The organism is Roseateles sp. UC29_93, from assembly GCF_042695725.1.
GTDB classification, from domain to species: domain Bacteria; phylum Pseudomonadota; class Gammaproteobacteria; order Burkholderiales; family Burkholderiaceae_C; genus Roseateles; species Roseateles noduli_A.
Map to the genome: position 1 here is coordinate 6182799 of NZ_CP170545.1, position 13360 is coordinate 6196158.

17 protein-coding genes are annotated in these 13360 nt (G+C 67.2%); 8 read left to right on the plus strand and 9 right to left on the minus strand.

What is annotated here, in order from left to right; translation table 11 throughout:
- Positions 1 to 112: 112 nt before the first annotated feature.
- Positions 113 to 976: a LysR substrate-binding domain-containing protein gene (locus ACFJIX_RS28565; RefSeq protein WP_377156170.1), complete on the plus strand. Its 864-nt coding sequence runs from the start codon at positions 113 to 115 to the stop codon at positions 974 to 976.
- Between the two features lie 47 nt (positions 977 to 1023).
- Here ACFJIX_RS28565 and ACFJIX_RS28570 read toward each other — a convergent pair whose 3' ends face one another.
- The gene (locus tag ACFJIX_RS28570) at positions 1024 to 2136 is read right to left on the minus strand and encodes an alpha/beta hydrolase family protein (protein ID WP_377156172.1); all 1113 of its coding nucleotides are present in this window, start codon (positions 2134 to 2136) and stop codon (positions 1024 to 1026) included.
- A gap of 103 nt (positions 2137 to 2239) precedes the next feature.
- Between ACFJIX_RS28570 and ACFJIX_RS28575 the strand changes: the two genes are divergently transcribed.
- The 4 genes from ACFJIX_RS28575 to ACFJIX_RS28590 all read left to right on the plus strand — a co-directional run bounded on the left by ACFJIX_RS28575 (position 2240) and on the right by ACFJIX_RS28590 (position 5204).
- Positions 2240 to 3160 (plus strand): hypothetical protein, encoded by a 921-nt coding sequence (locus tag ACFJIX_RS28575; RefSeq protein ID WP_377156174.1) that lies wholly within the window; start codon positions 2240 to 2242, stop codon positions 3158 to 3160.
- A gap of 118 nt (positions 3161 to 3278) precedes the next feature.
- The gene (locus tag ACFJIX_RS28580) at positions 3279 to 3905 is read left to right on the plus strand and encodes a hypothetical protein (protein ID WP_377156175.1); all 627 of its coding nucleotides are present in this window, start codon (positions 3279 to 3281) and stop codon (positions 3903 to 3905) included.
- A gap of 59 nt (positions 3906 to 3964) precedes the next feature.
- Entirely contained in the window at positions 3965 to 4438 is a 474-nt protein-coding gene (locus ACFJIX_RS28585; RefSeq protein ID WP_377156177.1) for a hypothetical protein, read from the plus strand.
- A 160-nt stretch (positions 4439 to 4598) separates the two neighbouring features.
- Complete coding sequence (locus ACFJIX_RS28590; protein WP_377156178.1) at positions 4599 to 5204, plus strand: DUF6278 family protein; 606 nt, start codon at positions 4599 to 4601, stop codon at positions 5202 to 5204.
- A gap of 55 nt (positions 5205 to 5259) precedes the next feature.
- Here ACFJIX_RS28590 and ACFJIX_RS28595 read toward each other — a convergent pair whose 3' ends face one another.
- The gene (locus ACFJIX_RS28595) at positions 5260 to 6234 is read right to left on the minus strand and encodes a tripartite tricarboxylate transporter substrate binding protein (RefSeq protein ID WP_377156179.1); all 975 of its coding nucleotides are present in this window, start codon (positions 6232 to 6234) and stop codon (positions 5260 to 5262) included.
- 354 nt (positions 6235 to 6588) lie between these two features.
- Here ACFJIX_RS28595 and ACFJIX_RS28600 point away from each other — a divergent pair, with 354 nt between their 5' ends.
- A complete protein-coding gene (locus tag ACFJIX_RS28600; RefSeq protein WP_377156180.1) occupies positions 6589 to 7047 on the plus strand; it encodes a hypothetical protein in 459 nt (152 codons plus the stop codon).
- A 22-nt stretch (positions 7048 to 7069) separates the two neighbouring features.
- On the opposite strand, the gene ACFJIX_RS28605 is transcribed toward ACFJIX_RS28600, so the two are convergent.
- Both ACFJIX_RS28605 and ACFJIX_RS28610 read right to left on the minus strand, forming a co-directional pair.
- Positions 7070 to 7843, minus strand: coding sequence for a class II aldolase/adducin family protein (locus tag ACFJIX_RS28605; RefSeq protein WP_377156182.1), 774 nt, complete (start codon positions 7841 to 7843; stop codon positions 7070 to 7072).
- A gap of 85 nt (positions 7844 to 7928) precedes the next feature.
- A complete protein-coding gene (locus ACFJIX_RS28610) occupies positions 7929 to 8210 on the minus strand; it encodes a hypothetical protein (RefSeq protein WP_377156183.1) in 282 nt (93 codons plus the stop codon).
- A gap of 212 nt (positions 8211 to 8422) precedes the next feature.
- Here ACFJIX_RS28610 and ACFJIX_RS28615 point away from each other — a divergent pair, with 212 nt between their 5' ends.
- Together ACFJIX_RS28615 and ACFJIX_RS28620 are read left to right on the plus strand one after the other, a co-directional pair.
- Positions 8423 to 8620 (plus strand): hypothetical protein, encoded by a 198-nt coding sequence (locus ACFJIX_RS28615; protein ID WP_377156185.1) that lies wholly within the window; start codon positions 8423 to 8425, stop codon positions 8618 to 8620.
- 64 nt (positions 8621 to 8684) lie between these two features.
- The gene (locus ACFJIX_RS28620) at positions 8685 to 9224 is read left to right on the plus strand and encodes a hypothetical protein (RefSeq protein ID WP_377156187.1); all 540 of its coding nucleotides are present in this window, start codon (positions 8685 to 8687) and stop codon (positions 9222 to 9224) included.
- A gap of 134 nt (positions 9225 to 9358) precedes the next feature.
- Here ACFJIX_RS28620 and ACFJIX_RS28625 read toward each other — a convergent pair whose 3' ends face one another.
- The 5 genes from ACFJIX_RS28625 to ACFJIX_RS28645 form a co-directional block, all read right to left on the minus strand.
- The gene (locus tag ACFJIX_RS28625) at positions 9359 to 10231 is read right to left on the minus strand and encodes a nucleotidyl transferase AbiEii/AbiGii toxin family protein (protein ID WP_377156189.1); all 873 of its coding nucleotides are present in this window, start codon (positions 10229 to 10231) and stop codon (positions 9359 to 9361) included.
- Positions 10228 to 11046, minus strand: a complete 819-nt coding sequence (locus ACFJIX_RS28630; protein WP_377156191.1) for a type IV toxin-antitoxin system AbiEi family antitoxin — start codon at positions 11044 to 11046, stop codon at positions 10228 to 10230. Before ACFJIX_RS28630 ends, ACFJIX_RS28625 begins: the two co-directional genes overlap by 4 nt.
- A 103-nt stretch (positions 11047 to 11149) precedes the next feature.
- The gene (locus ACFJIX_RS28635) at positions 11150 to 12343 is read right to left on the minus strand and encodes an acyl-CoA dehydrogenase (RefSeq protein ID WP_377156193.1); all 1194 of its coding nucleotides are present in this window, start codon (positions 12341 to 12343) and stop codon (positions 11150 to 11152) included.
- 83 nt (positions 12344 to 12426) lie between these two features.
- Entirely contained in the window at positions 12427 to 12897 is a 471-nt protein-coding gene (locus ACFJIX_RS28640; protein ID WP_377156194.1) for a RidA family protein, read from the minus strand.
- Positions 12898 to 12910: 13 nt separating this feature from the next.
- A complete protein-coding gene (locus ACFJIX_RS28645; protein WP_377156195.1) occupies positions 12911 to 13354 on the minus strand; it encodes an acyl-CoA thioesterase in 444 nt (147 codons plus the stop codon).
- Positions 13355 to 13360: the final 6 nt, after the last annotated feature.

The following is a 13360-nucleotide window of genomic DNA, read 5'->3' on the forward strand; positions in this document are numbered from 1 at the left end:
GCGCTCCATCGGGGGAATCGATGGGGGACACTGTAGGAATGGCATATGTCATTGACGCGTCAAACGCCCCAAGTTCGTGGAAACCGGTATTGGCCGATTTGGGAGCCCTCCGGTGCTCGTGAACCAGCTGAAGGCCTTCTTCGCCGTGGCGCGGCTGGGGTCCATCACCGGCGCGGCCAAGCAGCTGGGGCTGTCGCAGCCGACGGTGACGACGCAGATTCGCGCGCTGGAGGAGCAGTACGGGGTGGAGCTGTTCCACCGCGGCGGCGGGCGTTTGAGCTTGAGCGACGCGGGCCGGCGGCTGATGCCGCAGGTGGACGCGCTGCTGCAGCAGGAGCTGGACATCGAGTTCGCGTTGCGCGATTCCGCCGAACTGCGGGGCGGCGCGCTGCGGCTGGGCGCGACCGCGCCGTACTACACGCTGACGCTGGCGCAGCGGTTCCGGACGCGGCACCCGCGGGTGGAGCTCAGCATCGCGGCCGGCAATTCACGGCAGATGGTGGACGCGCTGCTGGCCTACGAAGTGGACCTGGCGACCTCCAGCCACCTGGTGGACGACGCGCGGCTGCACCGCGTCGAGCTGGGTGCCGACCCGCTGGTGCTGCTGCTGCCGCGCGGCCATGCGCTGGCGCGGCGCACGGCGGTGTCGCTGACGGCGCTGGCGGAGGAGACGCTGCTGGTGCGGGAGCGCGGCTCGATGACGCGGACCTTGAGCGAGCAGGCGCTGGACGCAGCCGGCGTGCGCCCGAAGGCGCAGATGGAGATCGCCAGCCGGGAGGCATTGCGCGAGGCGGTGGTGCGCGGGCTGGGGCTCAGCATCTTCGCGGCGCACGAGACCGGGCGACACCCGGACCTGATCGCCCTGCCCTTCGAGCAGGACGTGCCGCTGGTGCGGGAGTACCTCTACTGCCTGCGGGAGCGGCAGGGGGCGACCCTGGTGGCGGCGATGCTGGCCTGCGCGCCGGCGGAAGACTGAAGTCGGATCGAGTCTTCCACCGCTCGCGATGACGCGGGCGCGGCGGCTTACTGCCCGCCTGGCTGGGTGCCTTGCCCGTCCTTCAGGTGCTTGGCGAGGAAGACCTCCACGCGCTTGGCGAAGTCGACACTGTTGTCCAGGTTCCCGAAGCCGTGGGCTTCGCCGCGGTACGTGATCCATTCGGGCGGACGGCCCGCCTTCACGAGCGCGTCGCGCATGCGCTCGCCATGCTCGATGGGGACGCGGACGTCGCGTTCGCCGTAGGCCAGCAGCAGCGGCGCACGGATGCGGTCGGCCAGCAGCACCGGGGAATTGGCCTTGAGCATGTCGGCATCCTTGACCGCATCGCCGACCATCGTGGGCGCCATGTAGCTGCGGTAGGAGCTGCCGAGGTCGTCATCCACCCAGCTGTCGCCCTTGACCAGCAGCATCAGGTCGGTCACGCCGAGCCAGGCCACGCCGCAGCGATACAGCGCGCCGTCCTTGGCCAGCCCCATCAACGTGGCATAGCCGCCGTAACTGGCGCCCGCGATGCAGGCGCGGTCCGAGGCGAGCTTCTGCTGGCGCGCCCAGACCAGCGAGTCGGCGATGTCGTCCTGCATGGCCTGACCCCATTGGCGGAAGCCGTCGCGATAGTGCTTGTCGCCGTAGCCCTCGCTGCCGCGGAACTCGGGCTCGATGACGAGATACCCGCGCGAAGCGAGGAATTGCGCCCAGCCGTCCCATTCCCGAGACGCGGCCGCGCACGAAGGGGCCGCCGTGAACCAGCACCACGGCCGGCGCCGGCTTGCCTGGCGCGACGCCCCGCGGCAGCGTGAGCCACACCGGCAGGTCGGCGCCGTCACGGGCCTTGATGCGGTGCAGCTCCTGGCCGGCCATCGCCCGCGGGTCGACGTCGGGGCGCTGGCGGCCGACCGCCTGCCAGCGGTCGGCCTCGGCGGCGGCGGCCCGGTAGATCCAGTACTCGCCAGGCTCCCGGTCCGAGAAGTTGCGCACCACGGCGACCATGTCCGCCTTGCCACATCGCGCGCACTGGACGACGTTGACGCCTTCGGTGAAGCGCGCGTCGACCAGTTTCTGGAAGTCACGCATCGCGGGGTCGAACCACGCCGTCGCCTGCGCATCGGTCTGGTAGCGCAGGCCGACCGTGCGCCCCGCATCCCGGATCACCGCGCTCTGTGCGTCGAACCCCGGGGCACTGAGCAGGGCGCGGGGTTCCGGCTTGCCGGTCTGGAAATCGAAACGGGTGAGCACCTCATAGCGTTGCGCGCCTTCGAGCCGTTTCACGAAGAGGCGGCCGGTGTCGTCCACCGCGACGGGGACGAAGGGCAGACCCAGCAGGTCGCCGCGCGTGAGTTCGGCCCAGGTCTTCTCGCCCGGTCCGCGCCAGTGGACGACCTGCACGTTCTCCTGTTCGGTGATCACGAGGCGGGCCTCGCCATGACTGTCGAAGAGGAAGCGCACGGCGCCGCGAGGTTCGTCGAAGGTCGCGGGCAGTGCGCGGCCGGTGTCGACGTTCAGCCAGAACGGGGTGTAGGCGCTGCGGTTGTTGGAGCGGTTGAGGCCGAACTTGCCGACGAGCACCCGATTGCCCGGTTCGCCCTCATGGGGGAAGGGCACGGTGAGGAGCCGATGATTCCAGGTCAGCGCGCCGCCGAAGGCCTTGCGCTCGCCTTCGGTCTCGTGCTCGCGCTGGACCAGTTGCCGGATGCCGGAGCCATCCGCCGCGACCGAGAACAGCCCGCTGGCCTGGTAGTGGGTCCCGGAGGCGACGCGCCGATCGGTCGCGGAGAAGACCAGCTTGTCGTCGTTGACCCAGTAGAAGTCGCCGACGTCGTCGTTGGCGAACTGCACCACGCGGCGGGCCTCGATCTTGGCGCCCAGTTCGAACACGTAGAGACCCACCCGCAGTCCGGGGCCGCCCGGCGCGGCAACGGCCAGGCGCTTGCCGTTCGGCGAGAGCTTGGCCTCATTGAGCTCGGCGTTCTTGAAGAACACCTCCGGCGGCACGGAGGCCGGCACGGGCGCCGGCTGCGCATGGGCGACGCCATGCAGGCCGGCCAGCGCGAAGGCGAGCGACAGCGCGCAGCGGCGCGCGACGGAGATCGGTGTCATCGGGAACTCCCTGTTGCGCCGCGCCGCGCAGGCGACCGGCGATGGTCTTTTCTTGGCGGGGGATGCTAGCCGCGTCGCGAGGGACGATGTCTGGGGATGTCCCGGAGCGGCCCCACCCTTCGGAGGGACTACCTCCCCGGGCATTCGCCCGGAAAGTGCCACCGCGCGCATCGCAGAGAATCCCCCGATGCGCATCCCGTCCCGCCGAATGCCGAAGGCCAGCCCCGAGTCGCCCAACCGCTGGCAACGGGTTGCCGCTCCCGTGGTGCTTGGGGGCGGGCTCGTGGCCCTCGCCGAGTGGTACTTGTGGAGGCTGGTTCGAGATCCCGTCGGCGTGCTCACAGTGACCGCCGTGATCGCGGGCGTGGCGGCCGCCTGGTACTTCGGGCGGGGCCTCCCGCAGCTGAGGCGGACGGACGCAGCCCTGCGCGCCCTGGCGGCCGCCCGCGCGGGCCAGTCGATCTGCGAGTTCTCGCGCGACTTCGATCTCCGCCAGGTCGACCCGTGGATCGTGCGAGCAATCCATGAAGCGTTGCAGAGCGAGATCCACGTCGCCTACCGCTTGAGCGGATTCCCCGTCCGGGCCGACGATCGGATGGTCGCCGACCTGCACATCGATCCCGAGGAGCTCGACTTGAGCGTCGTGGAGACCGTCGCCGACCGCGCGTGCCGATCGCTGGACAACTGGGCCGCCAACCCGTTCCACAAGGACACCGACACCGTGCGCGGACTCGTGCTGTTCCTCAACGCCCAGCCGCTGGTCCGGCCGAAGGCGGCGGCTGCAGCGGCTGCAGCGGCTGCAGCCGCCGCGTAGATACTCGGCGCCTGCGGCCGACAGCGCCGCGCGCCAGCGACCCGAAGCGAATTCCACCGATGTCCATTGAACTGCGCCACCCGATGAGCTCGCTCGTGATCGGCACGATCAGCGCGGCGTTCTTCTTCTGGCTCGCCGCCGTGTCCTTCATGACCGGCACGCACCCCGTGGCCACGTTCGGCACCGCGCTCTGCTTCGGCGTGCTCGGGCTGATGGCGCTGCCCATGGTCGCGGACTACTTCTTCGCCCGCCACCAGGTGTCCGAGGACAGCATCGATTTCGGGCGCCGATTCGGCGGCCGGGGCGTGATGCGATGGTCCGACGTGCGGCGCATCCGCTTCTCGCCGACGATGAAGTGGTTCGTGCTGGAGGACGTGTCGCGACGCAAGGCCCGCATCGCCACGTCGTTGATCGGGCTGCCGGACTTCGCGCGGATCGCGCTGGCCCAGGCCGCCCCGGACGCCCTGGATCCGAAGACGCGTCGCCTGCTCAGCGAGGCCAGCCTCGGTCGCCGGCCGAGGGTCTGGCTCTGAGCCGCAGCGACGCCGTGCGCGGCAACTTCCGGCGCGTGACAAATGGACGCTCGCCGGCGCCGTGACGGGGGAGTCCGGCGGGCATCGCCCTCGCCTCGACACAGAATCCGACCGCGCCGCCACAGAGCGGCGTTTTCATTTGTCGAATCCGCCGCCGATCATGACCCTGTTCCGCTTCCTGCCGCTGCTCGTGGCCGCCCTGCTCGCCACGCAGGCGCAAGCACAGACCTCGTCCCCCGCGTCGCCCCGATCGCCCGCCTCCGCGGCCTGGATCGACGACTCGCCGCCCTCGCCCCGTCCCGGCTGGTCGCCGGAAGTCGCCGCGAAGCTCGCCGGGATGGCCGTGACCATCTTCCAGCAACAGCAGATCAAGCTGGACTATTCGCCGGAGAGCCTCCGGCAGGTCGACGCGCTGATCCTGAAGTGGCGCGCCGAAGGCAACACCGCCGAATCGATGCAGAAGACGCTGCTCATCCTGGGCTGCTATGTCGGCGAGGTGATGGTCCGCAACCTGCCCGGCGCGCGCTGGGACCACCCCACCGAGAAGGAGCGTGCGCTCGTCCTCGGCGACCTGCCCATGGGCATGCGCACGCTGCCCAGTGGCTTCAGCAACCCGATGGGCAAGGTCTTCAAGCGCATGGCCAACGGCGAGGAAGACAGCGTCTTCTTCTTCTACGAGGTCTTCGGCCGCCGCGCCGCGGAACTCCAGACCACGCCGATCTCGTCGGCAAAGCCGGCCGCGACCGCCGCGTCGAAGGCGCGCTGACGTACGAGCGCGGCGACGGCGCGGCGCCCAAACCGAGGCGACCCGTCCGCGGTGATCAATCCGCGGTGATCCCCCGCTCCTTCACCAGCTTCGCCCATTGCGGCAGTTCCTTTTCCAGCCGCGCGCGCGCCTGCGCCGGCGTCGACGGCGTGGCCTCGAAACCTTCCTTCGCCATCCGGTCCTTGACCGCCTGGGCGGTGAGCACCGCGTGCAGCGACGCGTTCAGCTTGTCGATCACGGGCCGGGGCGTGCCCGCCGGCGCGAAGACCATGAACCAGGTCTCGAAGGAATAACCCGGGACACCGGCCTCCGCGATCGTCGGCACGTCCGGCATCAGCGGCGAGCGCTTCGGTCCGGTCACACCCAGCGCTCGCAGCTTGCCCGACTGCACGTGGCCCTGCGCCGCCGACAGCACCGGGAAGGACATCTCGACCTGCCCGCCGATCGTGTCGCTCAACGCGGGACCGCCGCCGCGATACGGGATGTGGACGATGCTTACGCCCGCGACCGCCTTGAACAGCTCCGCCGACATGTGGAAGGTGCTGCCCGTGCCGGCCGACGCGTAGGAGAGCTTGCCGGGCCGGCTCTTCGCCAGCGCGATCAGCTCCTTGACCGACTTCGCCGGCACCTGTTCGTTGACGACGAGCACGTGCTGCGAGCTCGCGACCATGCCGATCGGCGCCAGGTCCTTGAGCGTGTCGTAGGGCATCTTCGGCGTCAGCGCCGGATTGATCGCGAGCGAGACCGTCTGCAGGCCGATGGTGTAGCCGTCGCCGGCGGACTTCGCGACCTCGGCCACGCCGACGTTGCCGCCCGCGCCGGCCTTGTTCTCGACCACCAGCGGTTTGCCGAGCGCCTTGCCCCATTCGTCCGAGATCAGGCGCGCGACGATGTCCGCGCTGCCGCCGGGCGCGTACGGCACGATCAGCCGCACGGGGCGGTCCGGGTAGGTCTGCGCGAAGGCGGTCGCCGGCAGCATCATCGCGGCCAGCGCCGCCGAACCCGCCGCGATCAGGGATCTGCGAATCATCTTGTCTCCTGTGAAGCCCCGGTCGTGCGCCGGGGTCGGCCCATGCTAGGCGGGGGGAAGACCGTCCGGCATGTCGACCCGGATCATTCTTTCGTTCCTGGGGGTTATGAACCCGCCGCCTGCCGCGCGGCTGGCGATCACCGCTGGCCGAAGCTCTTCCGATAGGCGCTCGGGCTGACACCGGCGATGCGCGCCCTGCCCGGCCTGGATCCCCATGCGCCGATCTTCGCGATCGTCGGCATCAGCGCGATCGCGCTGCTGGCGGCGATCAAGCCGTGAGGACGATCCTGCTGGCGGAAGGACAATGCGCTTCGTCGGGGCGAATGCGCCTCTCCTGTCTGGGAAGAAGCACACATGGCGCAACGGGAGCGCTGGGAAGTCATTGAACGATGGATCTTCGTCACGCTGGGCATCGGCATGGCGTGCGCTGCGTTGTGGTTGCTGATCGCTCACCGCGGCCAGCCCGGACGGATCGCCGGCGGGATGCTGCTCATCCCCTGCACATTCTGGGTGTTCTGGCAGCTGTTCCACGAGGACAAGCTCGGCACTGACGCGCGCGTCGGCGGCTCAGAGCGAGTCCTGTATCAGGGCTGGCTGTGGGGGCGGCGCCTGGTGCTCGGCGCGGTGGCGCTCATTTGCGCGCTCGGCGCGATCGCCGTCGCGATCCTGGGCGGACCGCTCGGTGCCGCGGCAGCGCTGGCGGTGTTCGCCGCGATCGCCGGATGGGTCGCCGCCTTCGGCGGTGGGCGGGTCCAATCGTTCGACGATGACATCGCCGTCCATCGGGAGCGCGCCAGGCGCTACGACAGATAGGCGCGTCTCAGACGCTGCTGCTTCACACGTCGAAGCCGGGACACTGCCTTCTCGCCTGCCGCAGTAGCGTCGGCCACACGAACGCCCCGCCCAGGCCGCCGGTCTGCACGCGCATCGACTCGGCGGTCCCGCGGATGATCGCGTCGTGGACGGGCGTTAGCTCGACGCCGCCGGCCTGCGCCGCGATCTGGATCTGGCAAGCGCTCTCGAAGGTGTACATCGACAGGAAGGCATCGCCGATCGTCTTGCCGACGGTCAGCAGCCCGTGGTTGCGCAGGCAGTAGAAGATCTTGTCGCCGAGGTCGTTCTGCAGCCGCGGCTGCTCGTCAGGGCGGATCGCGACGCCCTCGTAGTCGTGGTACGCGAGCGAGGCCAGCACGAAGGTCGATTGCTGCGAGATCGGCAGCACCCCGCCCTTCTGCGCCGACACCGCCACGCCGGCGCGCGTGTGCGTGTGCAGCACGCAGCCGATGTCGTGCCGCGCCGCGTGGATCGCGGAATGGATGATGAAGCCGGCCTGGTTCACCGGGAACGGCGTCTCCTGCAGCTTGTTGCCCGACGCGTCGACCTTGATCAGGCTGGAGGCGGTGATCTCGTCGAACATCAGCCCGTAGGGATTGATCAGGAACTCATGCGCGTCACCGGGCAGGCGCGCGCTGATGTGCGTGAAGATCAGGTCGCTCCAGCCGTAGCGCGCGACGAGCCGGTAGCACGCGGCGAGGTCCACGCGCAGTTGCCATTCGGCGTCGCTGACCTGGCCCTTGAGCGAGGGAATGCGGGCGGTGATGTCGTCCATGAGCGTCTCCTGATCGCGCCGGACCATCGAACGGGGCCGGTCAGCGGGGGATCGTGCTACCGGAGCTTCGGTATCGCTGTCGCATTCACGACAGAGCGGCGGTCGCCTCGTCGTGCTTGCTCAGGCAATTCATGAAGCGGTTCTCTTGACCCTCCAGCCACCGCCCGAGGGCATTGTTTGCGGCCTTCTGGATGTCATCGCGGCTGGGCATCAGCGCGTGCACTTCAGGCGATGGCTCACGGTCGCGCCCGCGAGCCATCAACCGCTGACTCGCGCGCCTGATGGTGTGCACGGTGATGGACTTGCGAGCGGCCGATGACTTCATGTTCATGATGCGATTTTCCGGGCACGAGATCGATTCCGGCATCATCGGATCAGATGGCGTCACACTCAATGACATCAATGAGCTAGCTAATCTGAGTTCTATTCAGGCGACAACCTTCTTCGCAGAATGGACCGCGATGTTGCCCTGAAGCGGGCACCCAAGACGCCTCAGATCGGCGTCATGGCGCGCGTTCACCTGCAATGTCGCAGGTAGCCACAGGCCGAGTGCTTTGGGCCAATCGAGAGAAAGAATCAATGACTGATGTCGATGGTTTGGTCGAGTTGACCGATGACGAGATTGATCAGGTTGCTGGCGGCTTCTGGAAGAGCCTCGTGGCCTCCGCAGCCTGGGACGCCATCAAGGGGTTCGGCTCCTGGGTAGGCGAGAAGGCTCCCGGTGGCGCAGACGACGGGACCTGGGAGCAGATTGGCCGCTCGCAGATGACCGCATAAGGTGACGACGCGCCAGCGCGGTCGTCGATCGCTCGCTGGCGCGTCCCGCACCTCTCGACAACTCATGAGCCTGAATCCAATGAGTGCCGAACAGAATGCGCGACCGCTCCGCCCACTCGATTCGCGGCGCTTTACTCTGGACGTCACGGGACCGCTATTCATCTATTGCTTGAAGGTCTTGGTCCTCTCGCTGCTGGCGGCGACAGGACTGCAGGGACTCGCGACCATCGTCGCGCAAGCGACCGGCTTGCCAGCGCCGCCCATGCCGAACATGGCGATCCAGTTCATCGACTGGGTCGGCGCGGTGCTTCTGTCACCACTCATGGAGTCGCTACTCCTCTGGGCCGTCGGATCAGTGGCCCGTAGCATCACGCGGGCGGTATGGGCGCCCAGCATGGTGATCGGCCTGATCGCAGGCGCTGCCCACGGTGCGCTTCACTCCATGTGGTTCTTCGGCCCCGCCGCATCGTTCGCTGTCTTCGCATGGGCGTGGCTGCGATGGAGAGACGCCGGGCGCTCGCATCACTTCCTGATCCTTCTTGTCCCACACATGCTTCAGAACATCGTCGCGATGTCTCTGCAGGCCCTCGTCGAGCGCTTCTGACCGGGATCGTCACGATTCGCCCGGAGACCTCGATGGGAAGGAACCTCCAACGATTTTCACCCGCCCAATCCATATGCAGAACGATGCAAAACTGCGGTGTTCTGCATATGACTTGGGCAAAGTGGTCCGAGCAGCTACACGCCTTCGAGCAGGCGCGGAAACTTGCGGACGCGAAACTCGTCCAGCACGTCGGAGGTCCGCTTCCATGCATCGCCAGGGAGATGGGCGATCACCTTGCGCCAGACGTTCTCAAACGCAGCGATCGCATCCGCCTCCTCGAATCGCATGCCCGCCGGCAGCAGTGGCCCGATGTCGTCGGTCAGACTGGCGATCAGCTTCTTGAGCATGCGCTCTTCGGCATGGGCTCGAGTGATCGTTGTTCCTTCCAGGCCGAGGTAATGGTCGAAGGCCATGATGACCATGCGCGCGTCGAGATCGAGAGACTCCAGACCGTGATGCAGATCGAAGAGGTCGCGATTCTTCCGGCGCTGGAGCAGCGCGCGCAACTTCGTCCCGAAGAGCTCCTCCGGCGCGAAGGTGGTGATGTCGCATGCGCCGCTGTACCAGCCATTTCGCACGTCGAAAGACATCTCGCGCAGCCCCATCAGGTTCGCGTGCTCCCGGGTGTTCATCTCGACCTTGAGCAGCAGTCGCTCGTCCGGCGCCCCTTCCGGATTGAACCTGTAGTTCAAGTGCAGCGAATGCGCGGCCACTTTCCGGGCCGGTACGCCGAGCCAGGCCAGAGCCTCCCGGATGGCATCGATGGTCTTGCCGATCGGCTCGGGCCTCGTCTGCACGAGGTCGATGTCCTCCGAGTAGCGCAGCGGCTCGGGGAACAGCAGCTTGTTGATGGCAGTGCCACCACGAAAGGCGATCCGGCCCTTCAGGGCCGGCGAGTTGAACAGGTCACACAGCGCGCGGCAGATGATCAGGTCTTGTTCGACCTGTCGTGAGTTGGTCCAAGGCGCATGTGCTTTCCAATCGTTGATGTATGCCTGCGGAATCAAAGGTCTATCTCCACCTCCCCGTTCAAGAGGAGCTTCCATTTGGCGTTCTTCTCGAAGTCCTCCGCCAGCGAGGCGATCACCGGCTTGGCCGCCGGATCCAACAGCACCGTCGTTTTCGCTGCGGCGGCAAAGGCCTCAAGGGCTCTCGCCTGCTTGTCGTGTTGGAAGTACTCAAGAAGAAAACCGAGTCGTCGTACACACGGCGTCTCGTAATGAACTGCCAACTGAGACAAGCGCCGGGGGACGGCCCTGTCGCCGAAGGTCATGACCATTTGTGCGACGCCGTTGATGCCGCCCGCGCTGTCTGAATAGCGGGCCGCGTCAAGGAGCGTCAATTCGACGCCCGCCGCTTTCGCAAAGCCAGAGGGCGATTTGATTCTTGTCAGAAATTCGTCCTGATTGACGGCTTTGAATTGGCTCGCTGCCTGCGTCAGGAACTGGATGCGCTGCCGACCGATCTCAAAGCCGCGCAGCTGCTTCGGAACGATCACCTGAAAAACCATCGCCGCTTGATGCGATGAGCCGTGCAGCGCAGCGGCTCGCAACAGCGAGACTCGATAGTCCAGGCCGAGATGCTTCATCAAGGCATCGATCCACCGATCGACATCGGAGGCACCGACGACCACGTCCTCGGGCCGCAGGATGACGTAGAAATTCTTGTAAGGACTGACGATGCGATGACGCGCCCCAAGGCGTGTCAGGGCCGACTCCAGCCCCGAGGTCGTCAGCGTCAGCTCCGCAGCAATTTCGCGGCGCGTGAAGGTCTCTCGCCCAGACGCGAGGTGCTCATCCAAGAAATTTTCAATTGAGGTCACGCCCAAACCATATGCAGAACCACGCAAAATTGCAAGGTTCTGCATATGATTTGGGCAAGAAAAAGGCGCCGCAGCGCCCTTTTCCCCTCGAGGAAGCGCCACCTCAGAACGCCGCAATCCCCGTCTGCGCGCGCCCCAGGATCAGCGCATGGATGTCGTGCGTGCCCTCGTAGGTGTTGACCACCTCCAGGTTGACCAGGTGTCTGGCGATCCCGAACTCGTCGCTGATGCCGTTGCCGCCCAGCATGTCCCGCGCCGTGCGCGCGATGTCCAGCGACTTGCCGCAGCTGTTGCGCTTCATGATGGACGTGATCTCCACCGCCGCCGTGCCCTCGTCCTTCATGCGGCCCAGCCGCAGGCAGCCCTGCAGGCCCAGCGTGATCTCGGTCTGCATGTCGGCCAGCTTCTTCTGCACCAGCTGGTTGGCCGCCAGCGGCTTGCCGAATTGCTGGCGGTCCATCGTGTACTGCCGCGCCGTGTGCCAGCAGAATTCCGCCGCGCCCAGCGCGCCCCACGCGATGCCGTAACGCGCGCTGTTCAGGCAGGTGAACGGGCCCTTCAGTCCGCGCACGTCGGGGAAGGCGTTCTCCTCCGGGCAGAAGACCTCGTCCATCACGATCTCGCCGGTGATCGACGCCCTCAGGCCCACCTTGCCGTGGATCGCCGGCGCGCTCAGGCCCTTCCAGCCCTTCTCCAGCACGAAGCCGCGGATCTGGCCGCCGTCGTCCTTGGCCCAGACGACGAACACGTCGGCGATCGGACTGTTGGTGATCCACATCTTGCTGCCGCTCAGCGAATAGCCGCCGTCGACCTTGCGCGCGCGCGTCACCATCGAGCCTGGGTCCGAGCCGTGATTCGGCTCCGTCAGGCCGAAGCAGCCGATCCATTCGCCGCTGGCCAGCTTGGGCAGGTACTTGCGCTTGGTCGCCTCGTTGCCGAATTCATTGATCGGCACCATCACCAGCGAGCTCTGCACGCTCATCATCGAGCGGTAGCCGCTGTCCACGCGCTCCACCTCGCGCGCGATCAGGCCGTAGCAGACGTAGTTCAGGCCGGCACCGCCGTATTCCTCGGGGATCGTCGGGCCGAGCAGGCCCAGCTCGCCCATCTCGCGGAAGATCGCCGCGTCGGTCTTCTCGTGCCGGAAGGCCTCCAGCACGCGCGGCGCCAGCCGGTCCTGGCAGTAGGCCGCCGCGGCGTCGCGCACGGCGCGTTCGTCGTCGGTCAGCTGCTGTTCCAGCAGCAGCGGATCGTCCCAGTGGAATGCGGCCTTCGCGGCCTTGGATGCGTGGCTCATGTGTCTCTTCCGTTCTTGAATGCGTGGAGGCCGGCGGTGCGCGCTGGCCGGAGGCCGTCGTTCGCGGCGGGTCGATGTCGATCCTAGTCCCGCGCCGGCACCACCGCTGTCACCTCGATTTCAACCTTCGCACGGTCCTCGATCAGACCCGCGACCTGGACGGCGGTCATCGCGATGCCGTACTCGCTGCCCAGCACCTCGCGGTAGGCCTGCCCGACCTCGCGGCCCCGGGCGACGTACTCGCGCTTGTCGAGCAAATACCAGGTCATCCGCACGATGTGCCGCGGCTCCGCGCCGGCTTCGGCCAGCACCGCCTTGATGTTGACCAGCGCCTGGCGGCACTGGTCGATGAAGTCGTCGCTCTCGAACTGGCAGTGGCCGTTCCAGCCGATCTGCCCGGCCACGCTGACCACCGTGCCGGTCGCGGCCACGCCGTTCGCGTAACCGCGCGGCGGCGCCCAGCCCGCGGGCTGCAGCACGCGCTTGGCGGCGCCTGTGTTTTCGTTGTCGTTGTCGTTGTTGTTGTTGTTGTTGTTGTCGTTGTTGTTGCTCATCGTCGTGACTCCTCTACTGCTCTGACGATTGATGGGATTGCTGCTGCTGGACCGCCCGCACCAGCGCGGCGCGGACGTCCTCGGGGAAAGGTTGCGACTGGTGCGTCTCGAGCGAGGTGCACACCAGCACCTGCCCGAAGCTGACGCGCGGACCGTCCGCGCCGTCGAAGCTCACTCGCAGCGACAGCGAGCTGCGCCCGACGCGCTCGATCCACAACCGCTGCGTCAGCCGCTCGCCCTGGCGGCTGATGCGCTCGAAATTGGTCTGCAGCTGCACCGTCGGCAGGCCGACGCGGCGCGGGCCGAGCAGCTCCGCGTAAGGCACGACCAGCCCCTCGTTGAACCAGTCTTCGACGAAGGCGTTCAGCATCTCGAAGTAGCGCGGGAAGAACACGATCCCCGCCGGGTCGCAATGCCCGAAGCGGATCAGCACCTCGCGCTCGAAAGCAGCCGTCATGTCGCC